Source organism: Lentzea waywayandensis (assembly GCF_900115955.1).
Taxonomy (GTDB): Bacteria; Actinomycetota; Actinomycetes; order Mycobacteriales; family Pseudonocardiaceae; genus Lentzea; species Lentzea waywayandensis.
In genome coordinates this window covers 1,123,052-1,149,605 of the sequence record NZ_FOYL01000002.1, presented here as the reverse complement: position 1 = coordinate 1,149,605, position 26,554 = coordinate 1,123,052, and the positions used below count along the sequence as shown (strand labels likewise).

Genomic DNA, 26,554 nt, shown 5'->3' with positions numbered 1-26,554 from the left:
CCCCTCACAGCCTCAGGTCGACCCCGACGAGGTCCTCGTAGAGCTTCATCGGGGTCATCTCGCCGGCCCGGTCGCCGTAGCTGGCGCGGGCACGGCGGAAGATCTGCTCGACGAGCGCGGACAGCTCGGCGGGCACTCCGACGGACGCCGCGAGATCGGTCGACAGGCCGAGGTCCTTGCACGCCAGCGCGATCGCGAAGCCCTCGTCGTAGTCACCGTGGTCCAGCACGGACAGCACGTCGTGTTCCACGAAGTTGCTCTGGGCAGGGCTGTTGACGAGCGCGTTGCGCAGCACACCCAGCTCGACACCCGCCTTCACGCCGATCGCCAGCACCTCGGCCGTCGCGACCAGGTGCGAGAACCACAGTTGGTTCAGCATCAGCTTCACGGTGTAGCCCGCACCGTGTGCGCCGACGTGCAGGATGCGTTCCCGGTCTCCCATGGCGTCAAACACAGGCCGGAGGCGGTTCACGTCATCGGGATCGCCGCCGACGAAGATCTGCAACGTGCCGTTCGCGGCGCCCACGGACATGCCGCTGACCGGCGCGTCCAGCACGTGCAGGCCGGGGTTCTTCTTGCGGATCTCGTCGGCCACCTCGGGCACCGAAGTGGACATGTCGATCCACGTGCCGCTGGGCACCATTCCGGCGAGCACACCGGCCTGGCCGTTCATGACCTCGTGCACGTGCTTGGGCGTGGGCAGCATGGTGATCACGAGGTCGCTGTCGGCGGCGACCTCGGCGGGCGTGTCCGCCCACTTGGCGCCACCGTCGATCAGCTCGTCCGCCGACTCGCGGCGGATGTCGTTGACCACCAGGGAGAACCCGGCCTTCTGCAGGTTGCGGGTCATGCCGGACCCCATGCTGCCCAGGCCGATGAAACCGACGGTGAGACTCACGCTCTCTCCTCTGGGGGCGTGTAGAAGGGGTTGCTCGGGGAGGCCGCCAGCACGTCCTTGAGAAGCGGCAGGTCCTGCGCTCCGTTGGCCAGCGCGGTCCGCGTGGCCTCACGGTTGTTGCGGTACACGGTGTCCGCGTCGTCGGCGCCGGGATTGACCCATACCGCCGCGATCAGCACGTGCGTCGAGGTGTCCGGTTCCGAGACGCTGCCCTCGGCGATCGCGTCGGCGACACCGGCGGCGACGCCGGCCTGCGCGGGACCCCAGATCAGCAGCCCGTGGTCGTCGTTCGCGGGCGCGGCCTTGGTGACGAACAACGTCATCGGCTTGACCGGCAACGAAGGCCGCAGGACCGCGACGAACGGGACGTGACCCGCTGACGGTGTGGCCAGAGCCGTTGCCCACGCGGTGCCCGCCGGTCCTTCGCGATGGCCCAGAACCGTGTTGATGTGGGCGGCGTTGACGCCTTCGCCGACGAAGCTCTCTCCGATCTGCATCAGATCAGCCCCTGCGCGGTCAGCCACTCCTGCGCGACCTCGTCCGGCTCGTCACCGTCGACGTCGACCTTGGCGTTGAGCTTCTGCATCTCCTCGGTGGTCAGCTTGTCCGCCATCGGCTTGAGCACGTCCGCGATCTTCGGGTGGCTCTTGAGCACGTCGGCCTGCAGCGTGAAACCGCCCTGGTAGATCGGGAAGAACGCCTTGTCGTCCTGGAGCACGGTCAGCCCGAGCGCGGCGATGCGGCCGTCGGTGGCGAACACCTCGCCGAAGTTGCAGTCCTTGCCGTCCTTGGTCGCGGTGTAGATGACGCCGGTGTCGAGCAGCTTCACGTTGTCCTTGGGCGCGTCGAAGCTGTAGGTCTTCGAGACGCCGGGCCAGCCGTCGTCGCGCGTGGAGAACTCGCTCTCGATGCAGAACGTCCGCTCGTTCGCGGGGAGTTTGGCGATGTCGCTCATCTTCGTGACGTTGAGTTCCTTCGCCTTCTCGTTGCGGATCGCGAAGGTGTAGGTGTTGTTGAACGGCGCGGGCGCGACCCACGCGATGCTCTTGGCCTCGTCGGCCTTCTTCACCGCGTCGAACTGCTCCTGCTCGGTCTTGATCGGCTGCGTCTGCTTGTTGTAGGTGATCCAGGACGTGCCGGTGTACTCCCAGTAGCCCACGAACTGCTTGTTCTCCAACGCCTGCCGCACGTTCGCCGAACCGACCAGCTTCGTGTTGGCCTCCAGCGTCGCGCCGTGTGCGTTGAGCAGCTTGGTGGTGAGGTGGGCGAGGACGTACTGCTCGGCGAAGTCCTTCGAGCCGATCTGGCCGGACAGGCCCGCGAGATCACTGGTCTTCGCGGCGGTGTCGGCGGACGGGGAGCTCGAACAGGCGGCCAGCCCGAGGGCCAGCACGCCGACGAGGGCGCGCTTGTACATGGAATGTTCCTTACGGCGGAGGTGTGTTTCAAAGACCGCGGGGGCGGACGAGGTCCTCGACGAGACCGGCGGCCCAGTCGATGAGGACGGCGATCGCGGCGACGAGCACGGCGCCGACGACGATCACGGGGTAGCGCTGGAGCTTCAGGCCGTTGACGATCATGTCGCCGAGGCCGCCTGCGTTGATGAACGTCGCGATGGTCGCGACACCGACGGAGAACACGAGAGCGGTCCGCAGCCCGGCCAGGATCACCGGTGAGGCCAGCGGAAGCTCGATGCGCCAGAGGACCTGGCGCGGGGTCATGCCCATGCCCCTGGCGGCCTCGCGGGTGGCGTGGTCGACCTGTTCGAGGCCGGTCAGGGTGTTGCGCAGCACGGGCAGGAAGCAGTAGGCGACCAGCGAGATCAGGGCGGTGTAGAAGCCCGTCTGCCACACGATCGCCAGCAGGATCACCACACCGACCGCGGGCGTGGCCTGGCCGATGTTGCCCAGGGCGATCACGAACGCCCGCACGGCCTTCGACCGGACTCGGTAGGCGGCGATTCCCGCCGGGATGGCGAGCAGTGCGACCAGGGCGGACGAGACGACGGTGAGGATCAGGTGTTCCTGCGTGCGGTCGAGGAGGTAGCTCGTGTTGAGCGTGCGCTGCTCGATCGAGTCGAGCGTCAGGGTGTTGAGCCAGAGGAACAGGACGGCCAGGGCTCCGGCCACGGCCAGCGGGGTCGCGAACCGGCGCAGGGAGAGCCGGGGTGCGGTGGTGGGTTGGGGTGCGGCCGTGGGTTGAGGTGCGGCGGCGGGTTGGGGTGCGGCGGCGGGTTTGCGCGAGGCCGAGGGCCGGGTGCTCATGACGCCTCCACCGGCTGCCTGGCCTTGCTCAGCGCGGCCGAGATCCTCGCGTGGGTCAACGACCCGCCGCCTCCGGACACGTTCACCCGCTCCGCTCCCGTGACCATCAGCAGGTCCAGCGCGTCCCGCAGCGAGGCGTCCGCGTCGACCGCCGGCGCGGTCGAGTCCGGTGCGTCGAGCTCGACGTCGCCGATCGGGATCAGGGCGAGCCGCATGAGGCCCGCGCCGTGGCCGATGAAGCTCGACACGTAGTCGTTGGCGGGGTTGGCGAGGATGTTCGCGGGCGTGTCGAACTGCTCGATCTGGCTGCGTTCGCTCAGTACCGCGATCCGGTCGCCGAGCCGGATGGCCTCGTCGAAGTCGTGCGTGACGAAGATGATCGTCTTGCCGATGTCGGCCTGCAGCTTGAGGAACTCGGCCTGGAGCTTCTGCCGGGTGATCGGGTCGGTGGCGCCGAACGGTTCGTCCATCAGCATCACCGGCGGGTCGGCGGCCAACGCCCGTGCGACACCGACGCGTTGCTGCTGCCCGCCCGAGAGCTGCTTGGGGTAGCGGTGGGCGAACACCGCGGGATCGAGCTGGACGGTCCGCAACAGCTCGTCGACGCGGTCGTTCGTGCGCTCCTTGGACCAGCCGAGGAGCTTCGGCACGGTGGCGATGTTCTCCGCGATCGTCATGTGCGGGAACAGGCCGATCTGCTGGATCACGTACCCGATGTGGCGGCGCAGTTCGTTGGGGTCCAACGACAGCACGTCCTGGCCGTCGATCGTGATCGACCCCGAGGACGGCTCGATGATCCGGTTGATCATCTTCATCGTCGTGGTCTTGCCGCAGCCGGACGGGCCGACGAACATGACCAGCTCGCCGGGGTGGACCGACAGCGAGAAGTCCTCGACGGCGGCCTGCTGCTGGCCCGCGTACAGCTTGGTGACGTGGCTCAGTTCGATGCCGACTCCAGGCTCAGACACGGAGACCCCTAGAAGTGCTGTAGCGGGCGATGAGGACGAAGGCGCCGTCGAGGAGCAGGGCCAGCAGCACGACGCAGATCGTGCCGGTGAGCGTGAAGTTCAGCGCGTTGACCGAGCCGAGCGAGGACAGGCCCTTGAAGATGTAGAGGCCGAGACCGGGACCGGCGACGTAGGCCGCGATCGCCGCGATGCCGACGGTGAGCTGCGCCGCGACCCGGATGCCGGTGACGATGACCGGCCAGGCGAGCGGAAGCTGGATGCTGATGAGGGTCTTCGCGGGGGTCATGCCCATGCCCCTGGCCGACTCGATGAGGTGTGCGGGCACCTCACGCAGGCCGACCACGGTGTTCCGCACGATCGGCAGCAACGAGTAGAAGACCAGCGACACCACCGTGGGCGCCCACCCGAGCCCGAGCACGGGGCTCAGCAGCGCGAGCAGGGCCAGCGACGGAATGGTGATCGCGATGCCGGCGGCGGTGAGCGCCGCGGTGCGCGGGACGTTCTTGTCCCACACCAGAAGTCCGATCAGAACGCCGAGAACGGTGGCGATGGCGAGACTCAGGGCCACCACGGCGAGGTGTTGCAGCGTCAGCGTGACGAGGTCTTCCCAGCGGCGGGCCAGGAACACGTCGAGAGAACCGGACACGGGGCCTCCTTTCGGCGTCGGTGCCGATGGCCGGGAACGGTAGATTTGGCGTGGTCTTATGCACAACAGGTGTTGGCAATATGGCAACGCCCCTCGTAGAGTGCCCCGCCATGCAGGGATCTCGACGCAACTCCGCAGGCCTGGCACGCGACATCGAGGTGCTGGAGGTGCTCGGCCGACCAGAAGCCGTGCAGGCAGGCGGGCTCGGCGTCGTCCGGATCGCCACCCTCGTCGGCAGGGACAAGACCGTCGTGTCGCGCACGCTCGCGACGCTGGGCGAGGCCGGGCTCGTCGACCGCGACCCGGACTCCCAGGCGTACCGGCTGGGGTCGCGGCTGTACGCGCTGGCCGCCCGGACCGCCGAGGGCGCGTTGGCCTGGAACGCGCGCGGGCACCTGAAGCACCTGGCACAGGTGACCCGCGAGACCGCTCACCTGTGCGTGCTGCGCGGCGGGAACGTGCTGACGTTGCTGAGCGAACTGAGCCCGAACCGCTTCCACACCACCGGTTGGGAGGGCGTGACGACGGCGGCGTGGCGGACGCCGTCCGGGCGGGCGTTGCTCAGCGACTGGGACGCCGGGTCGCTCGGTGTCTGGTACGCCGAGCACGGCCACGACGAAGGCGTGCTGGAGGCGGGGGAGCGGGCCGATTCGACGTTCGCGGTGCTGGAGCAGCCGTCACCGCGGCCCAACTCGATCACCGACCTGGACGCGCTGGTCGCCGAGCTTCGCCGGGTGCGGGAGCGGGGCTACGCGACGTCGGACGAGGAACTGGAACGGGGCGTGGTCGCGGCTTCGGCGCCGGTGTACGACTTCACGTCACGGGTGGTCGCGGCGCTGAACGTGTCGGCGCCCAAGGAACGGATCGGTGCGCAGCTCGACAAGCTGGGCCGGATCGTCGCCGGTGCGGCCCGGGATCTGTCGGGCGCGCTGGGTCACACGGGCTGATGCGGGAACATCGCGTACGACAGGTCTCCGGTGAGCGGCGTGGAGAGGTGGCCTTCGCCTTCGGTGTCCTCAAAGGACAGCAGCGCGCGCCGCTGGTCGCGGGAAATGGGCCCGAGGCTACCCGCGATCTTCCAGGTAGCGGGTGTGGTCGGCCTGCCGTTGCGCGTCGGCCGCGTGGAACCGTTCCGCGGTCCGGACGGCGTCGGCGTGCAGCAGGTCCAGCTGCCGCACCAGTTCCGCTCCCGAGCCACGCGCGGCGGCGTACCACCACGGCAGGTTCAGGTAGCTCTGCACGGACAGCGGCAGGTCGGTCCCGACGAGCCGGGTGACGGCGTGCAGGGCGTCCGGGTCGGCGCGCAGCTCACGCGGGCGGTCCAGCATCCCGCGCAGGACCTCGGCGATCTCCGCGAACCTCGGCGCGACCTCGTCCGGCACCCGGAATCCCCGCACCCGCTCGACCAGCGCGTCCAGTTCGGCCCGCAGCGCGCCGGCTTCCTCCACCGGGTCGGTCACCAGCGTGACGCGTTCGGGCGGCGCGGCCAGGGCCCCCACGCCGTAGAGGCCGATCACGACCAGAACCCAGTAGGAGCCTGCCAGTCCGGCGAAGTGCAGGCCGAGGCCGATCAGCCCGCCGGCGCAGCCCGCGAGGTTCTTCCAGGAGGCGAGATATCTACTGATAGCCACGGATCTCCTTGAAGGCGGACGACAGCGAGCGGTTGCGGGCGTCGAACACCTTGCCGCCGCTCATCTTCGCCACCTGTTCCATCTCGGCCGTGGCGCTCTCGCCGAACAGCACCGGGAAGATCGGGATGCCCTTCAGGTTCTGCGGCAGACCTTGGTGGAACAGCTGGAAGTCGGTGACGTCCTCGCTGCCGGTGTTCTCGCCGTCGGTCATCAGCACGATCGACGTGAACCGGTCGGGGTCGGCGTCGATCTGCTGGCGCAGCACGTCGTAGCCGCCGCGCAGGCTGCTGTAGATCGCCGTCCCGCCGGACGCGTCGAGCGACGTGGCGGTGTTGCGGATCTGGTCGAGGATCGGCCGCGGGTCGTCCTGCGGCACCTCGTACTTCAACGCCGGCCGCGCGCTGCTGCTGAACGGCAGCAACGTCACCTGCTCGCGGCCGTGGAACCGGCTGAACTTGCCCGCGAGCGACTCGTCGGCGCCGGTCAGCCCGACCAATGCCTGGCGCAGGCCGTCGATGCGGTCGCCCTGCATCGACCCGGACGTGTCGAGCACGTACAGCGTGCGGGACGGGCGGCGCAGCTGGTCGAAGTACGTGGTGATCAGACCGTCTACAGCGGACTGGCTGCCGGGGAACGGGAGTTCCACGAGGTCCTTCACCGTGAACTGCCCGTCCGGCTGCACCTGCGGCACGGCGGGGCGGCGATGCGTGGTCTCCATGATCTTGCGTTGGACGTCCGCGCCGCGCAGGTGATCGGACAGCTTCTGGTGCGCCTCACGGGCTTCCGAGGACGCCGACGTGAGCAGCGTGAGCGGGTAGTCCGCCGTCACCACGCCGTCGCTCGGGTAGACCAGCGTCAACGGTTCGGGCGACGACAGCAGCACCGACTCGTAGTTGATCAGACCGTCCACTTTGGCGCCCGGATCCTCGCCCCTGGCCCTGCGCTGGTAGGCCTCCGACAGCCAGCCGGACGAGCCCGCCGACAGCGTCTGGGCCGAGAAGAACTGCTTGAGCTGTGGCGCCACGGCGTCGATCTTCGCCGCGTCCAGCGCCGAGCCCGACCCCGACAACGCCGCCGCGACCCCGACCAGCGCGGAGAACCCGGAGTTGGACGCGGACGGATCGGTCATGCCGTAGGTGAACTTCTGCGCCCCGGCCGCCGCGGCGATCTCCGACCAGCCGACGCGTTTGCCCTCCCAGCCCAGTTCCTTGACCTTCGCGGCGGGCAGGCCGAGTACGACGGGGGAGGACATCACCTTGGTCGGCGTGCCGAGCCGTTTCTGGGCCTCCGGCACGAGTTCCAGGTAGCGGTTGGAGGAGAACCAGACGGCGTCGAAGCCCTGCTCGGCGGTGCCGCCGGCGACCTTCTCGGCGCCCTCGATGGTGCCGGTGAAGCTGAACTTCACGGAGATCCCGGTGGCCTTGGCGGCCTCGTCGAGGATCGGCTGGAGGTCGGCGAGCTCGCTGCCCGCGAGGACGCGGAGGGTGCCGGGGGTGGCGTCGCCGACGGGTTTGGCCGGGTCGGCTGCGTCGGAACATCCCGCCAGCACCGCCACGACGGCGACCGCGGGGATGAGACGGCGGATCATGCTGGCTCCTTGGCGCGGAGTCGGGTGCGGGCGTGCGGCCCGCGGTGGAGGAGGTGCTGGTGGGGGCGTGCCCGTGGCCCGCGGCGGGTCACGTCGGCCCCTCGGCTTCCCGCACGCGGCTCAGGTGGTCGTGGGCGCGCCGGATCTCGGTGTCCAGCGCGGAGACCGTGCTGGACATGGAGTCGGCGGCGCGGGCCTTGAACGTGTCGATCGCGTCGATCGCCGCGTAGATCTGGTCGAACGAGGTCCGCACCGCGTCGATGCCCACGGCCGGGGTCGAGGCGATGCGCTGGATCTCCTCGCCCTGCAACGACATCAGCGTCGCGTTCGAGCGCAGGATCGAGTCGGTGAGGCCGCGCACGGCGTCGACCTGGTCGATCACCTCGCGCTGCCCGGCCAGTGCCGCCGCCACCGCCACGCCGATCCGCAACGCCGTGACGGTCGTGCTGACCGCCCGTTCGATGCCCTTGACCAGCTCGTCGTTGTTGCGGCGCACCACGTCCAGCGCCATGTACCCCTGCGCGCACACGGCGAGCTGGGTGAGCAGGTCCTGATGCCGTTGCCGCAGCCCGAAAAGCACGTCGGCACGCAACGCCTGGGCGCGGCCGGGCTCGGCCAGGTCCAGGATCGCGACCTGCCGTTCGACGGCCTCGTCCATCTCGGCGGCCAGCGCGGCGTCCTGCGACAGCTTGGTCATCAGGTCCCACAACCGCTGCCGCTCGCCCTTGATCGCGGCGTTGTCGCGCTTCAGCGCGTCCTGGCCGGACCGCAGCTTCAGCACGATGCGGTTGAGCGGCTCGTCGGCCGCGCGCAGCCGTGCCAGCAGACCGCGGGCCGAGTTGCCGCCGGGGATGAACCCGAGGATCTTCCGGCCGGTCAGCTTGCTCAGGTCCTGCGGGTCGAGCTCGCGAACGGACCGCCGCAGCTCGGTCAGGCTGGTCGAGACCTGGGCGCCGTGCGGTGACGAGACGGACGCGAGCGTGCGGTCGAGCAGCCGGCCCGCGATCTGCGCCGCCAGCCGCATCTCCGCCTCACCGAGCACCAGTGCCTCGTCGGCGATGCGGCTGAAGTCCGGTGACTGCGGGTCGACGGCACCCAACGCCGAGATGAAGGCCTCGGCGCGCGACGACAGCTCGACCTTGGCGTCGTCGGCGACGGGGATGAGCCCGGCCGCGCGGTCGACCGGCACGGGCTCGACGGGATCCGGTGGTGTCAGAACGAAATCGGTCATGGTCAATACTGCTTCGCGATCGCTTCGAGCATCCGCTCCAGCGTCTCGTGCGCGGGCGGTTCGACCACGTCCACGATCGTCTGCGGCACGGTCAGGCTCTTCTCCTTGACGATGTCGTTGAAGTGCTTGGGATCGGCGGTGCGGAACCCGAACGTCGCGGCGAGCCTGCCCAGTTCGGCGTCGCTCTGCAGCAGCTGCCCGACGCGGTCACCGGACTCGCGCAACGGCACGAGCGTGTGCTTGGACAGCACCGTCGGCGCCGGGTAGAGCAGCTTCATGTCCGGCCGGATCGAGGAGTCGCCCCGCACCACCCTGTCCACGAACTGCGCCTCGTACGCCAGCACCAGCGGCGTCTTGCCCATCCCCGCGGACAGGTAGTCCTCGAACGGTCCCTCGGTGCTGCTCTGCGTGTATCCCTGGTCCAGGAACAGCTTCGACACCGCCGGCACCACCCTGGCCTCGGCGTCCTGCGACGACACCACCCCGCCGTTGGCGACGAACGACGTGATCGCCAGGTACATCGCCGCCGAGTTCGAGTCACGCGGATCGGTCGTGGTGACCAGCAGGTTCTTGCGCGCGGGATAGGAGGTGTTGCCCGGCAACTGGTCCCAGCGCGTGCCCTTCGCCGCGAGCTCCAGGTAGGCCTGCACGTCGAACGTCGGGTAGCCCGGCCCGGACTTCACCACGCCCGCCTTCGTCAGCAGGTCGACGATCGGGTCGAACGTGGCGACCACCATCGGCGACGAGAACGGCGCGTACGTCCGCGCGGCCTTGCGATCGCGCTGGATCTTCTCCGCCGCCGGGGCGCTCGAGGGAAACGCGAAGTCGTACGAGTTCAGGTCCGTGGCGGTCGCGATCTGGCGCGACCCGGCCGGATCCACCTCGACCTTGAGCCCGTGCTTCGCGAACACGTCCTTGACCCGCTGGTCGGCGAAGAAGGCGAGCTTCTCCGAGCCGATCACCCCGCGCACGGTCTGGAGCTGGGCCGGTTCGCCGCCGCCCTGTCCCAGGACGATGGCTGTCACGACACCCACGAGCAGCACGACCGCAAGACCGATGCCGAGCGTTCTCTTCACTGTCCACCTCTGCCGAAAAGCCCTGTCAGGGAACAGATCTTTCGTGACTTGGACGCCCGGCCGGGGTGGGTCGTCGCAATCGTGAGGTGAACAGTCGGTGAACGGACCGACGAGTTTCGGGAGGCTCAGGAGTCGGTATGGCTGAAGAGTCCGAATCGAGGAGGTTCCACGATGAAGTTCGTGACGATCGGCTACGGAGAGCGTGCGGACTATGACCGAACGGCGCCGGCCGTTCGCGATGAGGCGCACGCCCACGACGAACGACTGAGGGCGGCGGGGGTCGAGATGGGGATCGCCGGAGCACCGGTCCAGGTCCGCAACCACGGCAACGCCGGCACGACCGTGGAGGACGGTCCGTTCCTCAAGTCCGACCTGCCGATCGCGGGTTTCGCGATCATCGAGGCGGAGTCCGTGGAAGAGGCTGTGCGCATGGTGGCCGGGACTCCGTGCGCGGTCGCGCACGGAGTCGTCGAGGTGTGGCCGCTGCAATCAGCCCAGGGGTGATCGGTCGCCCACGGACCACTTGTGGCCGAACGGATCCGTGAAGCCGCCCTGCCGGTGGGTGCCCCAAGGCGCTTCATGACTCACGACCGCGGAACCAGCTGCTCCCGCGGCCACGGCCTGGGCGACGACGCCGTCGGGGTCGTCGGTGAACAGCTCGATCCGCACGCTGGTGACTCCGCCGGGACTGGACTCCGCGGGGTTGTCCGGGTTGACCGCGTGGACGAAGAACGGCGCGCCGCCGATCTCCAGACCGGCGACGCCGCCGAGGTTCCACAGCTCCGTGGCGCCCAACGCGGCCTTGTACCAGGCAACGGCCGCGTCGGCGTCCGGAACGATCAGCATCACCGAGATCACCGGAGGTGTCGACATGGCGCTCAGCCTGCCGGATCAGCTCACGGATCGCCGGACGATCAACGGCGACGCAACCGCTTGTCCTGGGACCTAACTCAGCAGCCAAGCGACGTCGCGCACCAGCGCGTGCCGCCAGCCCGCCCGGTCGTGCCCGGCGGGGGAGCGGTTCACCCGCACCGTCGCACCCGCCTGCGCCGCAAGCTCTTCCACGGCCTCGCAGTGCCGGTGCATCCTCGGCTCGTGCTCGCCGACGTCGAACGCGACGCGCAGCCCGGACAGATCCGGCAGGGCTCCCAGGCGTTCGGCCGTGTCACCGCCGGCCGGGCCGTCGAGCGAAAGACCGTGTTCGGGCAGGTCACGCGCCCACCAGAACGACCCGGACTGGCAGGCCACCTTCGACACCAGGTCCGGGAAGTCCAGTGCGGCACGGAACGCGCTGAGCCCGCCCAGACTCTGACCCGCGACCACGAACCGCGCCAGGTCCACGGTCACGCCGTTCTCCGAGAGCAACGGCAGCAGCTCGTCCCTGATCGCCTGCCACAGCGCGGAAGAGCTGTACTCGGCATCGCGATCACGAGGTGTGGGAAGGAAGACCAGCGTGGCGGGCGGCATCTCGCCGTTCTTCACCGCCGACTCGAACGCGGCCACGGCCGGGTGCACGTACATCCAGTCGTCGCCGTCGAGCAGCAGCACGACCGGCTCACCGCCCTGGTGCACGCGAACTGTCTTGCGCCCCAACGCTCCGTTCCACCGGATGCGCAGTGAAGGCACGTCCAGCACCTCGTCCGGGCCGACGACCGGCCAGTGCGGCTGCGGTTCGAGATCAGGGGTGGCGAAGATCGACCGGTTCGGGCCCGCGCCGGACGGATTCGACGGATCGGCGTGTTCGTCGCCGTCGAAGAAGTGGTACGTCACCCGCAGCCGGGCCGGCATCTCGACCTCGGCGGACCAGAGGTCGTCCTTCTCGTGGGTCAGCTCGACCGGCTCCAGCACGCTCTCGAACCGCACCGACGCCGGGCCGCCACGCCACTCGAACCTCGTCATCGGGCCACCGCCAGCTGGTAGGAGGAGTCACGGCCGAGCAGTTCGCGGTGCGTGCCCTCGGACGTCACCGAGCCGTCGTCGAGCACGATCACCCGGTCGGCCACGTCGAGCAACGCCGGGCTGCTGGTGATCACGATCGTCGTGCGGCCGCGGCGCAACGCGGTGAGGTTGCGGGCGATGAGCTGCTCGGTCACCGCGTCGACCGCCGTGGTCGGGTCGTGCAGCACCAGGATCTCCGGGTTCGCGGCCAACGCACGGGCCAGCGACAACCGCTGCCGCTGCCCGCCGGACAGGTTCGCACCCCGGTCGCGCACGGCGTAGTCGAGGCCGTCGGAGTGCAGGGCCACGACGTCGGTCAGCATCGCGGCGGACACCGCTTCCTCCAACAGTGCGCTGGAACCGGCCGGATCCACGTTCTCCCGCAACGTTCCCGCGAACACCTCGTGGTGCGACGGGTTGACCAGCAGGTGGGTGCGCACGCTCTCGATCGTCAGCGACGCGACCTCCTGCTTGCCCACGCGCACAACGCCTTCGTAGGAAGCCGGCGGCACGTCGACCGACAGCACCGACGCCAGTTCGGCCGCCGCCTGTGGCTGGTAGGCCGCGATCGCCACGAACTCGCCGGGCTGCACGGAGAACGTCAAGTCCCGCAACGTTCCGTGCGTGACGCCGGAAACCTCGAGCCCGCTCTCCGGACCGGGTTCTTCGACACCGGGCGTCATCAGCGCGGGGGCCGCCAGGATCAACGCCATCCGTTCCGCCGAGGCCCGCGCGATCATCACGTACTTGGGCATCTCCGAGAACAGCTTCAGCGGCTCGATCAGGAACTGCGCCAGGCCGACCGCCATCACGAGCTGACCGATGGTGATCTCGCCCTGGAACGTCAGCAGGCCCGCCCACAGCGTCACCGCCGCCGCCAGCAACGAGTTCAGCGCCAGCGCCAGCCCGGCGTAGACACCGTTCACGCGGGCCACGACGATCGACTGCTTCTTCGCCTCGGTGCTGACCCGGCGGTAGGCCTGGAAAGCCGCGTAGCTGCCGCCGAACCCGTGCAGCGGCCGCAGTCCGGCGATCAGGTCGGACACCTTCGCCCCGGCCCGCGCGACCTTCGCCTGCTGCACCTGGGTGTTCGTGCCGATCCGCCGCGACATCACGCTGAGCACGCTCAGGATCGCGGCCGTGCCGACGAACACCAGCACGCCGAGCGGCACGCTGATCACCGCCAGCACGACACCCGTGATCACCACCGACACCAGCGAGCTGATCAGCAGCGGCACCACCTCGATGATGTCCGCGGTCTGGTCGGCGTCCTCGGTGGCGATGGTGAGCACCTCGCCGGACTTCACGTCGACCTCGCGCGCCACCGGCTGCAGGCCGCGGTCCGCGACCTCGACCCGCCAGCGGTGTGCCTCGGTCGTGTTCGCCTTCTGCAGGATGCGCATGCCGAACCGCCACGAGTACGACACCGTGGCCATCACGAGGCCGAGCGCGAGCAGCGCCAGCCCGAGCGAGCTGAGCCGCCCGCCGCGCAACGCGTACTCGACGATCACGCCGAGCAGGATCGGCACGGCGGTCTCGGCGGCCTGGTAGGACCCCATCAGCAGGGTCCCGGACGCCATGGCGCCTCGGTTGCGGCGCAGGGCGACCCGCAGGATCTCCTTGCCGGTGCGGACTTCAGTGTTCGTCAACGTGCCGCGCAATCGCTTCGGGGGTGGAGAGGGACAGCAGGTCGCGGATCGTGACCACGGGACCGAACTCGCGGCGGAGCAGACCGATCAGCCGGACCGCGAGCATCGAGTGCCCGCCCAGGTCGGTGAAGCCGCTCGTCATGCCCACCTCGTCGTCGTCGAGATCGAGCGCCTCCGCGAACATCTCGCGGACGACGATCTCGGTCTCGGTCAGTTCGCGTTCCTCGACCTTGGTCATCAGCGTGCCGAGCGGACGGGCCTCGGGCAAGGCAGACGTGTCCGCCTTGCCGTTGACCGTGAGCGGGATCGCGTCCACCGCGGCGTAGTGCGAGGGCCGCAGGTAGTCGGGCAGGCCGGCCCCGACCTCCGCCGCGATCGACGGGATGTCCGCACCGTCCGCGAGTACGAGGTAGGCGGCGAGCCGGTACGCGCCGTCGACCTGCGGGTCGGCCTGCGCGACGGCCGCGACGAACCGGACGCCGTCGTGGGCGGCGAACCGCGCCTCGACCTCGCCCAGCTCCACGCGGTGCCCGCGGATCTTGACCTGCTTGTCGGTGCGGCCCAGGTAGAGCAGGTTGCCGTCCGGGCGCCGGATGACCAGGTCGCCGGTCCGGTACATCCGCTCACCGGGCACCCACGGGCAGGCCACGAACCGTTCGGCGGACTGCCCCGGCTGCCCGAGGTAGCCCCGCGCGATGCCCACGCCCGACACGTACAGCTCGCCCGCGACACCGTCCGGCACGTGCCGCAGCCACGGGTCCAGGACGTAGACGTCGGTGTTGTCGATCGCCACGCCGACCACTGGGTCGACGCAGTCGAACGTGCCGACGCCCAGCGTGTTGATCGTGTACTCCGTTGGCCCGTAAAGGTTGTAGCCGATCGTCCCGGGGGTGTCCGCGAGCTGCTGCCACAACGTCGGCGTGACGGCCTCACCGCCCAGCAGCACCAGCGCGGGCCTGTGCTCTGCCGCGAGCAGGCCTTCGGCTACCAGTTGCTGCGCGTAGGTCGGCGTCACGTTGATGACGTCGATCTCGTGCCGGAGGCAGTACTCGACCAGCCCGGTGGCGTCGCGGCGCAGCTCCTCGTCGCAGATGTGCACCTCGTGGCCGTCGGCGAGCCAGAGCAGCTCCTCCCACGACATGTCGAAGGCGAACGACACGGTGTGCGCGATCCGGAACGTCCGGTGCCCGTGCTCGGCCAGCACCGGCTCGAAGATCCGCCGCTGGTGGTTGACCAGCATGTTCGTCAGGCCGGCGTACTCGGTCACGACGCCCTTGGGCTTGCCGGTCGAACCCGAGGTGTAGATCGTGTAGGCCGCGTGCTTGAGCCTGTTCGGATCCTCGGGCGCGAACGTGACCACCGGTTCGGCGTCCGGCCACGGCTCGTCCAGGTTGAAGGTCTCGCTCTGGATCCTCGGTGCTACGGCGCTGGTCGTGATGATCAACGACGGCTGGGCGTCCTCGATGATCGCGGCGATCCGCTCGTCCGGGTGGTCCAGCTCCAGCGGCACGTACGCCGCCCCGCAGCGCAGGATCCCGAACAGCGCGACGACCCAGTCCAGCGACCGCGGCACCGCGATGGCGACCGACGTCTCGACGCCGATTCCCTTGCCCGCCAGCACTCCGGCCAGATGACGGCTGCGGTCCCTGAGCTCCGCGAACGTCATCGTCTTGCCGTGCGCGACCAAAGCCGTTCGGCTCGGGTCGCGGTCGGCGGCCTGGTCGAACAGGTCGACGACGGTCAGGTTGCCGAAGTCGTTGGCGGGGTTGAGTTCCGGCTCCGGTCCCGTGCCGCGGATCGTGCCCAGCGGACCTTCGGTGGTGGCGAGGTCGCCGAGGATCCGCAGGTAGTCGTCGAACAGCCGCTCGGCCAGCGCGGGGTCGGTGACCTGCGGCCGGTACTCCAGCTTGACCGTGAGCTGACGGCCCGGCGTCACGACCCAGGTGAACGGGTAGTGCGTCGAGTCCTCCGACTCGTGGTCGACGATCCCGTTGCGCGCGTTGAGCTCGTCGAACGTGCTGTCGTCCAGGAAGTTCTGGAGCACGAACAGGTTGTCGAACAGCTGGTCGTGCCCGCTCGCCCGCTGGATCTCGCCGAGCCCGACGTGCTCGTGCTCCATGGCGTCGACCCGGGAGGCCTGCACGTTCGCGAGGAACTCGGCCGCGGTGTCGCCCGGCTTGGCCGACACCCGCATTGGCACGGTGTTGAGCAGCACGCCGACGATGTTCTCGGTGCCCTCTTCTTCACGCCCGGAGACCGTGACGCCGAAGACCGCGTCGCCCCGCCCGGTCTCGCTGCCGAGCATCAGCCCGAGCGCGCCGGTGACGACCGAGTTGAGCGTGACGCCGTGCCTGCTCGCCGCCTCACGGAGGCGGCTGGAGTCCTCTTCGGACAGCGTCCGCACGATCTTCGTCGGCAGAGTGTCCGAAGTGGACCCGTCGCCGAGCAGCGTCGGACCGGGAAGCTCCGCCAGGTACCGGGCCCAGAACTGTTCGGCAGCCTGCTGGTCCTTGGCCGCCAGCGCCCGGCAGTAGTTCTCGAAGCTCGGCGTCGCGGGCGTGGAGTCGACCGGCTCGCCCGCGAGGAGCGACTGGTAGGCGCCGAACAGGTCGCGCAGCACGATCTCGCGCGACCAGCCGTCCCACAGCAGCAGGTGGTAGCTGAACAGCAACGCGTCCCGGCCGTCCGGCAGCCGCAGCACGGTGAGCCGGACCAGCGGGGGCCGTTCGAGGTCGAAGCCCGTGCCGCGGTCCTCGATCCGCAGCGCGTCCACCGCGTCCTGGTTCAGCACGTCGACCGTGCGGACCTCGACCTGGCCACCGGACGTGAGGACCTGGACCGGCGTGCCGTCCTCGTCCGCGAAGCCCGCGCCGACGACCGGATGCTTGGCGATGACGTGCGCCATCGCCTTGCCGAGCTTGTCGGCGTCGAGGCGGCGGTCGAACGTGAAGTAGCTCTGCGCCACGTAATGTCCGGCCGCGCTCAGTGCGGCCTGGAAGTACAGACCGCGTTGCAACGGTGACACCGGCGCGGTACGGGTCGCGGTGACCGAGGTGTCCGCGATCCGTTCCAGCGCGAGCAGCCAGCGCGCCGCGATCTCGTCCGACACGTCCTCGCTGAGCGCGAACGTCGCCCGCAGACTGCCCGTGCCCGTGTCGACCCAGCAGTTGACCTCGACGGCGTACGGGCTCGGCTGCGAGCCCATGTCGAGGTTTATTGCCTGCGACTCGCTGCCCCGGCCGAGGTAATTGAACAGCACCTGCGGCCTCGGCAGCGCGGCCAGCACGGGCGCGGTCTGCGGGTTCAGGTACCGCAGCCGGCCGTACCCGACGTGCTGCTCCTCGTCCGGCTGACGCTGCACGAGCTCGCGTGCGGCATCGACGGGGTTGGTGTGCGGGCTGAGCTTCACGGGCGCGATGGAGGTGAACCAGCCGACCGTGCGCGTGTAGTCGTGATGCTCCAGCACCGGGACACGGCCGTGACGCTCCAGTTCGACCACCAGGTCTGTGGGCGTGCCCTGGATCTCGGTGAGTGCGGTGCGCAGCGCGCCTGCCAGCAGCTCGGTCAGGCCGATGCCGAGCGCGGTCGGCGCGGTGTGCACGACGCGGTCGGTGATGTCGGCGGACAGGTTGACCGTGACCTCGCGCTGGTCACCGATCTGCGGGGTGAGGGACGGGGTGTCGAGCACCTCGATCCAGTGGCGCAGGCCGGTGCCGGACTGGGCCTGGAGCGTGAGGGCCCTGGTGTAGGCGCTGAACGGGGTGGTGGCGGGTGCGAGAGTTTCGCCTCGCATGACCGCGTTGATGTCGTCGAGCAGGATCAGCCATGAGACGGCGTCCACGGCCAGGTGGTGGACCACGACGACGAGGGTCTGGGTGGATTCGAGCCACGTGAAGGCGGCCATCACACCGGCTTCGGGGGCTAGGCGACGAGCGGCCTCGTCGGCGGCCGCTTCAAGATCATCAGACCTGTCAGACCCGCTTGAGACGATTGGAGTGGGGACCCGATCCCCCCTGGGGGTCTGCGAGTCGGAATCGATTCCGAGCGCCCACACCCCGTCCGTGACCGTCAGCCGCATCCGCAGGGCGGCGTGAGCCTTCACCACGGCGTCGGCGGCACGTTGCGCGTCTGCCAGGCTCGCGCACTCGACCTGCCGCGCCTGGGCGAACAGGTTCAGCTCCCCGCCCAGCTCCCGCTGCCGCAGCACGATCGGCGTCGGCACCACCGGCCCGTCCTGCTCCGCGACCACGACCGGCGCGGCGGCAGGCGCCACCGCGAACTTCGCAGCCAACGCCCGCGGAGTCTTGTGCAGGAACAGGTCCCGAGGCGCGATCCGCACGCCGCAAGCCCGAGCCCGGTTCACCACCCCGATCGCGATGATGCTGTCCCCACCGGCCACGAAGAAGTCCGTGTCCGCGTCCACCACAGCGCCAGGCAGCACGTCCGCGAAGATGCCGACCAGCGAGTCCAAGGCAGGCGAGTCACCGGCAGCAACCGGCGCGTCCTCAGACACACGGGCACGCTCTTCCAACGCCTTGCGGTCGAGCTTGCCGTTGACCGTCAAAGGCAAGGCGTCCAGCGGGAGAACCCGCTGCGGCACCATGTGCACCGGCAGCTTCGACCCGAGCACGGCGAGAACATCGGAAGCAGGCGACCCCACCACGTGCGCGATCAGGTGGTCGGCGGTGTCCGCCACCGTCACGGCCACGTCGACCACGCCGGGCACCGAGCGAACAGCCGACTCGACCTCGCCCAGTTCGATCCGGAATCCCTTGAGCTGCACCTGGTTGTCGGCCCGTCCGACGAACTCCAACGAGCCGTCCACCGTGCGCCGGGCCAGGTCGCCCGAGTTGTACATCCGCGAACCATCAGCGGCAAAAGGGTCCGCCACGAACCGGCTGCACGTCAGATCCGGCCGGTTGTGATAGCCCAGAGCGAGCTGCGCGCCCGCCACGTAGATCGCGCCGACCTGTCCGGGAGCGACCGGACGCAACGACGAGTCCAGCAGGTACGTGCGCAGACCGGGGATCGGGCCGCCGATCGGGCTGACCTCGCGCCCTGATGCGAAGTCCGCGGAGTCCAGCACCCGATGCGTCACATGGACCGTGGTCTCGGTGATGCCGTACATGTTGACCAGTTCGGGCCGCGCGGCGCCGTAGCGCTCGACCCAGCCACGCATCCGCGACAGCTCCAGCGCCTCGCCGCCGAAGATCACCCGCCGCAACGCGGGCAGCGGCTCGTCCAGCCGGTCCGCCTCGATGAACTGGTAGAACGCCGACGGAGTCTGGTTCAGCACGGTGACACCACGCCGGCGAACCAGCTTGTGGAAGTCGACCGGCGAGCGGGTCAGGCCGTGGTCGGGGACGAGCAGCTCGCCGCCGTGGAGCAGCGCGCCCCACAGCTCCCAGACCGCGAAGTCGAACGAGTACGAGTGGAACTGCGTCCACACGTCGTCCGGCCCGAAGTTCATGTCCGGCTGGGTGTTCGCCAGCAGCGACACCACGCCGGCGTGCGACACGACGACGCCCTTGGGGCGGCCGGTCGAGCCGGACGTGTAGATCACGTAGGCCGGGTTGCGCCAGTCGAACGACGGCACCTGCGCCTCGCCGGGCACTTCCTCGCCGTACACCAGCACCCGCGCCGGCACGCCGGCCGCGACAAGCAGACGCTCGAAGCGTTCGCGATGCTCAGCCTCGACCAGCACCACCTGTGGCGCGGAGTCGGCGAGGACGTACTGAAGCCGCTCGTCCGGGTAGGCAAGATCCAAAGGCACGTACGCGCCACCCGCCGACACGATGCCGACGAGCGCGACGACCTGCTGCAACGAACGCCCGATCGCGACCGCGACCCGTTGGCGCGGAACGACTCCCGCGTTCACCAAACTACGAGCGAGCCGGTTCTTGGCGTCGGCCAGCATCCCGTACGACAGACCCTCGGCACTGCCGTCGAGGTGGCACATCGTCACGGCCCGCGCGGACGGGTCACGCACCGCGGCGGCGTCGAACAGCTGAGCCAGCGTCACAGGCTCAACCGAGGCCGCGGCCCGCGCGGACGAGAGCGAGACCGCGGGGATGTTCTCCTCGTGCAGCAACGAGTTCAGCGTGTCCGAGAAGGCCCGCAAGATCGTGCGGGCGCCGTCCGCGCGCACGACCGTCGTGTCGTAGATCAGATTGAACCGCAGCGCGCCGTCGAGGGACCGCTCGACCACCAGCGTCAACGGGTAGTGCGGCGCGCCCTCGTTCACGACCTCGGCGATCGTGAACGGGCCCTCCAACGCGGTCACGTCCGTGGCGACGTCGAAGACGACGAGCGTGTCGAACGCCGAACCGTGCGGTGCCTGGCGCCCGATCCGGGTCAGCGACACGTGCTGATGCGGCAGCACCGCGGTCTGGTGCGCCCGCACCGATTCCAGCAACGAACGCGCGGAAGAACCAGACCAGCCGACGCGCACGGGAATCGTGTTGATGAACAGTCCGACCATCTCGGCGATGCCGGGAACGTCGGCGTCACGACCGGACACCGTCGACCCGAACACGACGTCCTGGCTGCCCAGGATGCCGCCCAGCGTCACGCCCCACGCGCTGTGCACGGCGACGCTCAGCGACACACCGGCCGCACGCGCCGCGGCGTCCAGGTCGGGAGCCGCGTCGATCACCACGTCGTCGAACAGCTCGGACGGCGTGTGCCCCTCCGCCACGAACGAAGGCGCCGCAAGCCCGGCGAGCTCCTCGGACCAGACCCGGTCGCTCTCCGAGGCGTCGGCGTTCACCAGCCAGCGCACGTAGTCGGCGTAACCGCCACGCGGGTGCACCGAACCCGGTGTGGCGTACTCGGCCAGCAGCGCGCGCAGCATCGGCGGCACCGACCAGCCGTCCGCGATGATGTGGTGCACGGTCTGCACCAGCACAAAACGTTGCGGTGCCACCCGGATCAGCGTGAAGCGCATCAACGGGCCGCGCGCGAGATCGAACCCGGCGACGCGGTCTCGTTCGGCGTACTCCCCGATCTCCTCGTCGGTCATGCCCTGACCGTCCACAGTGGAGAACTCCGGCCGGACACCGGACTCCAGCACCGAGACGACCCGCCCGTCGGCGAGACCGACGAACCGGGCGGCGAGGTTCGGGAACAGCTCCAGCACGCGGGTCGCGGCCGCCTCGAGCCTGCGCGCGTCCACGGGCCCGGTCAGGGTGAGCAGCTGCTGCTCGACGTACCGGTGCGCCGACTCGTCGTCGAACACCGAGTGGAAGTAGAGGCCCTCCTGCAACGGCGTCAACGGCAGGATGTCGCGCAGAACAGCGGAATCCAGCGAGTCCACATCGGACTGAGTGAGCGGCAGCAGGTCGAAGTCGCTGGGGGAGTGGCCGCCCTGCGTCAACGCGGCGAGCCCCTCCAGCGCGGCCACGAAGTACGCGCCGATCCGCGCGGTGTCCTCGTCGCTGAACACCCCGGACGGCCACGAGATCACCGTGACCAGTTCCAGGTCGCCGTCCGCGCCGGGCTCGGCCGATGCGTTGAACTCCAGCGCCCGGGGCAGCCGCATCGCCGGGTCGCGCTTCTCGCCGAGCTGACCGGCGTTCTCCGCGAGCTGCCAGTCACCGGTCGCACCACCGGCGAACCGGCCGAGGTAGTTGAACAGCACCTGCGGCCGGGACGCGTCGAACTCCGCGCGCCCCAGGTACTTCAACGCGCCGTACGAGACACCGTTGCTCGGCACCCGAGCGAGGTCCTCCTTGACCCGCTTCAAAGCCGCACCCAGGTCATCGGCCGAACCCGGATCCACCGTCACCGGGAACAGCGTCGTGAACCAGCCGACCGTGCGCGACAGGTCGGGGTCGAGCGGCACGAACCGGCCTTCACGGCCGTGTCCCTCCAGCTCGATGTGCGCGAACGTCTGGTCCTGCCCGTTGTCACGGCGCCACCGGGCAAGCGCGACCGCGAGACCCGTCAGCAGCACGTCGTTGACCTTCGCGTGGAACAACGCCGGCACGTCACCCAGCAACGCGGCTGTGGCGGCGGATCCAACGATCACCGTGCGAACCTGTTCACCCGCGACGACATCGGCGTCGGTCAGCTCACGCCGGCCGAGCAGCTGATCCACCCCCGGCAACGCACGCTCGTAGTACGACCGGTCGCCCTCGAACCCGGCCTTCTCCAGCAGCTGGGTCCAGCGCCGGAACGACGTGCCGACCGGCCGCAGCTCGACCGGAACCCCGGAGGAGACCTGCTGCCAGGCCTGCGCGAGATCGTCGAAGAGGATGCGCCACGAGACACCGTCGATCACCACGTGGTGGATCACGATCACGAGCTGCCGAGCCTCAGAGCGCCACACCGCGCGCAGCATGACGCCCGCGTCCGGGTTCAGCCCCTCGGTCGCCGCCGCGACGCACTCCTCGAGAGAAGCATCGCTCTCCTCCCACAACGCGTTCCCGCCCGAAGGGATGTCGAACGACCACCGCTCGCCCCGAACGAGCTTGGCGCGCAACATGTCGTGCCGCGCGACCACCGCGTCGAGGATCTGGGTGAGCGCGTCTGCGGTCAAGGAAGCCGGTGCGTTGAGCACGACCGACTGCACGAACCCGTCGATCGCGTCCGTCGTCTCCCCGAGCCACTGCACGATCGGCAGCCCCGCGACCGGACCGGTCGGAACGTCGTCGTGGTCGACCGCGGCAGCGCCGTCACGTGACGCGACAGCGGCAAGCGCACGGGGAGTGCGGTTCACGAAGATCTGGGTGGCGGTGACGAACACGCCCTCCGCCCGCAACGCGCTGAGCAGCGAGATCGCCAGGATGCTGTCGCCGCCCAGCTCGAAGAAGTCCTGGTCGGCGCCGACCTGCTCGACCCGCAGCACCGACGCGACGGCGGCGCAGATCACGGCCTCGTCGTCGTTGGCCGCCGCCGTCACCGGCCCGGTCTCCACCACGGGCTCCGGCAGGGCGCGCCGGTCGAGCTTTCCGTTGGCGGTCAAAGGGAACTCGCTCATCACCACGATGTGCGTGGGAACCATGTACTCGACGAGGTTCTCGACCGCCCACTGCTTCACGGCGTCCGAGGTCAGGCCCGAGTCGGACGGCACGACGTACCCGACGAGGTAGTTGCCGCCCGCCGAGTTCTTCCTGACCACGACACAGGTGTGGCGGACCTGCGGGTGCTCGGCCAGCGCGACCTCGACGTCCTCCAGTTCGAGCCGCATGCCGCGGATCTTGACCTGGTTGTCGACGCGGCCGAGGAAGTCGAGCGACCCGTCCGGCGCGAACCGCGCCAGGTCACCGGTCCGGTAGAGGCGTGACCCGTCGGTGGCGAACGGGTTCGCCACGAACCGCGACGCCGTCAGGCCGGGAGCGTTCACATACCCGCGCCCCAGCAGGAAACCGCCGATGTACAGCTCGCCGCCGACACCGACCGGGCACGGCCGCAGCTCGTCGTCCAGCACGTAGAGGTCGGTGTTCGGGTTCGCCTTGCCGATCGACGTCGACAGCCGCTCGGCCTCGCCGCGATAGATCACGTGCGAGACGCCGATCGTCGCCTCGGCCGGGCCATAGCCGTGGTACATCGGGATGTCGAGCTGCGTGCGGAACCGGTCGTACAGCTCGGGAGTGAGTACCTCGCCGCCGCACCACACGTGCCGCAGGCTGGCCAGCTCGCCGTGGCCCGCGATGTTCAGCAGCACGTCCAGCATCGAGGACACCAGGTACACGAACGTCACGCGGTGGCGGTCGATCGTGTGCAGCAGGTGGTGCGGGTCGCGCTCGCCGCCGGACCGCACGACGACGGTCCGGCCGCCGCACACGAGCGGCAGGAAGATCTCGTTGATGGAGATGTCGAACGACAGCGGTGCCTTGAACAGCGACGCGTCGGAGTGTCCGAAGTGGAGGATCTGGTCGACCTGCCACAGCAGGCGTTCGCTGATCGCCTCGTGCCGGATCATCGCGCCCTTGGGGCGGCCGGTCGAGCCGGACGTGAACATCACGTACGCGAGCTGCGCGCCGCGGATCGTGACATCGGTGGGATCGCCCGAGTAGTCCGGGAAACCCCAGTCGGAGAGGTCGACCGCGACGGACGCGGGCTCGCCTTCCTGGCCACTGCCCAGAAGCAGGACGACCTGCGCGTCGGTGATCACGGACTCGCGGCGCGAGGCCGGCCACTGCGGGTCGAGCGGCACGAACGCCGCCCCGGCCTGGAGCACGGCGAGCAGGCTGATCACCATCTCGGCGGAGCGATCCAGCGAGATGCCGACGACCTGCTCTGCGGTGAGACCGCGTTCGAGCAGGTGGCGGGCGAGCTGGTTGGAACGGGTCAGCGCCTCGCCGTAGGTGAAGGCGCGGTCACCGTCGTTGATCGCGACGGCGTCCGGGCGCTGCCGGGCCTGTTCGCGGAACAGCTCCACGATGCTCGGCCGGTCACGCGGGAACTCGTTGTCGTTCCAGCGGGCCAGGTCCGCGAGCCGCTCGTCGAGCGTCTGGGAGGTCAGCGTGCCGATGGCGCGGTTGGGGAACTCGGCCAGGTCGTCCAGCGCGCGCTCGGCCTCGGCCAGGTCCACGCCGTCCGGAACAGGAACGGCCCAGCCGTCCGGTCGTTCGGTGACGTCGGAGGACTGGCCCTTGTCGGCCCACACGAGCAGGTCGCTGAACAGCGTCGCGGGCGTGAGCTCGAAGCCGTCGACCCGAAAACCGGGGGTCGCCCAGTGGTTCAGTGCGACGGCACTCGCGACGGCGATGGTCCGCTGCGGGTACTCACCGGCACGGCGCCGAACGGAGGCGATCCGGGCGGTCGAAAGAAGTACGTCACGGTCGGCCATCTGTTCCATCGACGACTCAGCCATCCCTTCACAATCGGTGAAGGAAGCCTAACCTAAGTAGTTGCCGTTCCGAATCGCCAAGCGGCCCAAAGAGCCGCGTAACGCCCATCACGCGCCACGAGTTCTTCGTGCGTTCCGTGTTCCAGCACGCGACCTGCGTCGAGCACGGCGATCCGGTCCGCGGCGATGGCCTGGGTCAGGCGGTGTGCGACCAGAAGTGTTGTGCGGCCCCGGCAAGCCGCGAGCGCGGCTCGTTCCAGCGCGGCGGCACCCTGGCTGCCCGCCTCGGCCGTCGACTCGTCCAGCACGACGACGGGGGAGCGGCCGAGCACCAGCCGGGCCAGCGCGATCTGGGCGATCTTGGTCACGTCGAGGCGTTCGCCACCCTCGCCGACGTCGGTCTGCAAGCCCAGAGGCAACGCCTCGACCCACGTGTCCGCGCCAACGGTCCGCAACGCGTCCATGAGCTCGTCGTCGGTCGCGTCCGGTGCTGCCAAACGCAGATCCTCGGCCAGCGGACCGGCGAAGACGTGGGCCTCCTGGGTCAGGATGCTGACCAACGCGCGTGCGCCTGCCTCGTCCAGATCGACGAGATCGGAGGAACCGATGTGCACGGACCCGGCCAGCGGAGTGCCGGTGCCGGCGACCAAAGCAGCCAACGTCGTCTTGCCCGCACCGGTCGCCCCGACCAGTGCGAGTGAGGTGCCGGCGGGGATCTCCAGGTCGATGTCCTGGAGCACGTCGTGCTCGGATTCGGGATAGCGGAAGGAAAGCCCGCGCACCGACACCGGAAGTGGTCGTGCGTCCGCGTCGACGGCCACCGCGCTGCGGACGAGTTCGTCGCCGTCGGACTCGGTGGTCACGCCGACCAGCCGCGTCAGCCCGGCACCGGACTTCTGCGCTTCGTCGAAGAACGCCATGATCAGGCCGAGCGGCACGAACAACTTGTGGAACAGCAGCGCGGCGACGGAGACCTGGCCCAGCGAGGACTGCTCGTTGGTCACCAGGAAGTAGCCGACGACGATGATCAGCCCGAGTCCGATGAACTCGGCACGGTTCTCCCTGCCGATGAACCGGCCGAAGAACCGGAAGACGTCGATGCCGATGTTGCGCACCCGCCACGACTCCGCGGTCACCTTGTCCCGGAAGACGTTCTCCAGGCGGTACGCGCGCACGGTGGCGATGCCGTCGAGGCCGCTGATCAACGCCTGCGCGCGATCGGCCTGCGCCTCGGAACGGGCGCGGTAGAGAGGCTGCGAGCGGGGCAGGTACCAGCGCAACGCCAGCCAGTAGGCGGGCAGCGCGCAGGCACCGGCGAGGCCGAGCCGCCAGTCGAGGCCGAACATGCCGGCGGTCGCGATCACGACCAGCACGACCGCCGAGAAGATCGTCGGAATGGCCGTGCGGAAGCCCTTGGAGATCACCGCGACGTCGTCACCGACGCGCGAAAGCACGTCACCGCGGCCGACCTCCTCGATGCGCGCGCTCGGCATCCCGAGCACCGCGCGCACCGCGCCCTCCCGCAGGCGCGCCAGCATCTCCGCGCCCACCCGGCCGACGAGATAGGTGGAGACCGCGGTCATGACCGCGCCGGCCAGAGCCGAGACGACGGTGGCGATGCCGATCGACCAGAGGATCGACGCGTCGCGGCCCTGGGTGACTCCGTCCACCACGGTGCCCAGCAGGAACACCGGGATGATCTGGAGCACCGCCCCGGCCGCCGTCGCCAGCACGGTGGCGATCGGCAGGCCGGGGGCGGACCGGCAGTGGTCGAGCACCCAGCGAGAGGCCTCCCGCCCGGACGCCGTGCGCAGGATCTTCGCCGGCGGGGCGGAGACGCTCGTGGTCACGAGGGGAGGCCTTTCGCTGG

General features: G+C 69.6%; 17 protein-coding genes. 2 read left to right on the top strand and 15 right to left on the bottom strand.

Going from position 1 to position 26,554, the window contains the following annotated elements; translation table 11 throughout:
• Positions 1-4: 4 nt before the first annotated feature.
• The 6 genes from BM417_RS09890 to BM417_RS09865 are packed head-to-tail and all read right to left on the bottom strand — an operon-like array spanning position 5 to position 4,776.
• The gene (locus tag BM417_RS09890; RefSeq protein ID WP_245821814.1) at positions 5-898 is read right to left on the bottom strand and encodes an NAD(P)-dependent oxidoreductase; all 894 of its coding nucleotides are present in this window, start codon (positions 896-898) and stop codon (positions 5-7) included.
• Positions 895-1,395: a formaldehyde-activating enzyme gene (gene fae / locus BM417_RS09885; RefSeq protein ID WP_093590299.1), complete on the bottom strand. Its 501-nt coding sequence runs from the start codon at positions 1,393-1,395 to the stop codon at positions 895-897. The genes BM417_RS09890 and fae overlap by 4 nt, the downstream gene beginning before the upstream one ends.
• Positions 1,395-2,315, bottom strand: a complete 921-nt coding sequence (locus tag BM417_RS09880) for a glycine betaine ABC transporter substrate-binding protein (RefSeq protein WP_093590296.1) — start codon at positions 2,313-2,315, stop codon at positions 1,395-1,397. Before BM417_RS09880 ends, fae begins: the two co-directional genes overlap by 1 nt.
• 28 nt (positions 2,316-2,343) lie before the next feature.
• Complete coding sequence (locus tag BM417_RS09875; protein WP_093590293.1) at positions 2,344-3,162, bottom strand: ABC transporter permease; 819 nt, start codon at positions 3,160-3,162, stop codon at positions 2,344-2,346.
• Entirely contained in the window at positions 3,159-4,130 is a 972-nt protein-coding gene (locus tag BM417_RS09870) for an ABC transporter ATP-binding protein (RefSeq protein WP_093590290.1), read from the bottom strand. The genes BM417_RS09875 and BM417_RS09870 overlap by 4 nt, the downstream gene beginning before the upstream one ends.
• Complete coding sequence (locus BM417_RS09865; protein WP_177320353.1) at positions 4,123-4,776, bottom strand: ABC transporter permease; 654 nt, start codon at positions 4,774-4,776, stop codon at positions 4,123-4,125. The genes BM417_RS09870 and BM417_RS09865 overlap by 8 nt, the downstream gene beginning before the upstream one ends.
• A gap of 110 nt (positions 4,777-4,886) precedes the next feature.
• Here BM417_RS09865 and BM417_RS09860 point away from each other — a divergent pair, with 110 nt between their 5' ends.
• Positions 4,887-5,723 (top strand): IclR family transcriptional regulator, encoded by an 837-nt coding sequence (locus BM417_RS09860; RefSeq protein ID WP_093590287.1) that lies wholly within the window; start codon positions 4,887-4,889, stop codon positions 5,721-5,723.
• Positions 5,724-5,840: 117 nt separating this feature from the next.
• Here BM417_RS09860 and BM417_RS09855 read toward each other — a convergent pair whose 3' ends face one another.
• The 4 genes from BM417_RS09855 to BM417_RS09840 form a co-directional block, all read right to left on the bottom strand.
• Positions 5,841-6,407 (bottom strand): hypothetical protein, encoded by a 567-nt coding sequence (locus tag BM417_RS09855; RefSeq protein ID WP_322788949.1) that lies wholly within the window; start codon positions 6,405-6,407, stop codon positions 5,841-5,843.
• Complete coding sequence (locus BM417_RS09850; RefSeq protein ID WP_093590284.1) at positions 6,394-7,995, bottom strand: vWA domain-containing protein; 1,602 nt, start codon at positions 7,993-7,995, stop codon at positions 6,394-6,396. Before BM417_RS09850 ends, BM417_RS09855 begins: the two co-directional genes overlap by 14 nt.
• 88 nt (positions 7,996-8,083) lie before the next feature.
• The gene (locus BM417_RS09845; protein ID WP_093590281.1) at positions 8,084-9,226 is read right to left on the bottom strand and encodes a toxic anion resistance protein; all 1,143 of its coding nucleotides are present in this window, start codon (positions 9,224-9,226) and stop codon (positions 8,084-8,086) included.
• A 2-nt stretch (positions 9,227-9,228) separates the two neighbouring features.
• Positions 9,229-10,302: a hypothetical protein gene (locus tag BM417_RS09840; protein WP_093590278.1), complete on the bottom strand. Its 1,074-nt coding sequence runs from the start codon at positions 10,300-10,302 to the stop codon at positions 9,229-9,231.
• A gap of 171 nt (positions 10,303-10,473) precedes the next feature.
• Between BM417_RS09840 and BM417_RS09835 the strand changes: the two genes are divergently transcribed.
• On the top strand, positions 10,474-10,806 hold the full coding sequence (locus BM417_RS09835) for a YciI family protein (protein WP_093590275.1): 333 nt from the start codon (positions 10,474-10,476) through the stop codon (positions 10,804-10,806).
• Here BM417_RS09835 and BM417_RS09830 read toward each other — a convergent pair.
• The 5 genes from BM417_RS09830 to BM417_RS09810 all read right to left on the bottom strand — a co-directional run bounded on the left by BM417_RS09830 (position 10,792) and on the right by BM417_RS09810 (position 26,534).
• A complete protein-coding gene (locus BM417_RS09830; protein ID WP_093590272.1) occupies positions 10,792-11,175 on the bottom strand; it encodes a VOC family protein in 384 nt (127 codons plus the stop codon). The two genes, BM417_RS09835 and BM417_RS09830, sit on opposite strands and share 15 nt — an antisense overlap.
• A 72-nt stretch (positions 11,176-11,247) precedes the next feature.
• Entirely contained in the window at positions 11,248-12,201 is a 954-nt protein-coding gene (locus BM417_RS09825) for an alpha/beta hydrolase-fold protein (protein ID WP_093590269.1), read from the bottom strand.
• Positions 12,198-13,889, bottom strand: coding sequence for an ABC transporter ATP-binding protein (locus BM417_RS09820; RefSeq protein ID WP_218164414.1), 1,692 nt, complete (start codon positions 13,887-13,889; stop codon positions 12,198-12,200). Before BM417_RS09820 ends, BM417_RS09825 begins: the two co-directional genes overlap by 4 nt.
• The gene (locus BM417_RS09815; protein ID WP_218164413.1) at positions 13,876-24,708 is read right to left on the bottom strand and encodes a non-ribosomal peptide synthetase; all 10,833 of its coding nucleotides are present in this window, start codon (positions 24,706-24,708) and stop codon (positions 13,876-13,878) included. The genes BM417_RS09820 and BM417_RS09815 overlap by 14 nt, the downstream gene beginning before the upstream one ends.
• A 29-nt stretch (positions 24,709-24,737) precedes the next feature.
• Positions 24,738-26,534 carry an ABC transporter ATP-binding protein gene (locus BM417_RS09810; RefSeq protein ID WP_093590266.1) on the bottom strand — a complete coding sequence of 599 codons (1,797 nt, stop codon included), beginning with the start codon at positions 26,532-26,534 and terminating at the stop codon, positions 24,738-24,740.
• Between the last annotated feature and the right edge of the window lie 20 nt (positions 26,535-26,554).

Bases quoted from the DNA above. Each gene is read 5' to 3' on its own strand.
- fae (WP_093590299.1), bottom strand. From the start codon at position 1,395: ATGCAGATCGGAGAGAGCTTCGTCGGCGAAGGCGTCAACGCCGCCCAC.
- BM417_RS09880 (WP_093590296.1), bottom strand. From the start codon at position 2,315: ATGTACAAGCGCGCCCTCGTCGGCGTGCTGGCCCTCGGGCTGGCCGCC.
- BM417_RS09875 (WP_093590293.1), bottom strand. From the start codon at position 3,162: ATGAGCACCCGGCCCTCGGCCTCGCGCAAACCCGCCGCCGCACCCCAA.
- BM417_RS09860 (WP_093590287.1), top strand. From the start codon at position 4,887: ATGCAGGGATCTCGACGCAACTCCGCAGGCCTGGCACGCGACATCGAG.
- BM417_RS09850 (WP_093590284.1), bottom strand. From the start codon at position 7,995: ATGATCCGCCGTCTCATCCCCGCGGTCGCCGTCGTGGCGGTGCTGGCG.
- BM417_RS09845 (WP_093590281.1), bottom strand. From the start codon at position 9,226: ATGACCGATTTCGTTCTGACACCACCGGATCCCGTCGAGCCCGTGCCG.
- BM417_RS09835 (WP_093590275.1), top strand. From the start codon at position 10,474: ATGAAGTTCGTGACGATCGGCTACGGAGAGCGTGCGGACTATGACCGA.
- BM417_RS09830 (WP_093590272.1), bottom strand. From the start codon at position 11,175: ATGTCGACACCTCCGGTGATCTCGGTGATGCTGATCGTTCCGGACGCC.
- BM417_RS09825 (WP_093590269.1), bottom strand. From the start codon at position 12,201: ATGACGAGGTTCGAGTGGCGTGGCGGCCCGGCGTCGGTGCGGTTCGAG.
- BM417_RS09815 (WP_218164413.1), bottom strand. From the start codon at position 24,708: ATGGCTGAGTCGTCGATGGAACAGATGGCCGACCGTGACGTACTTCTT.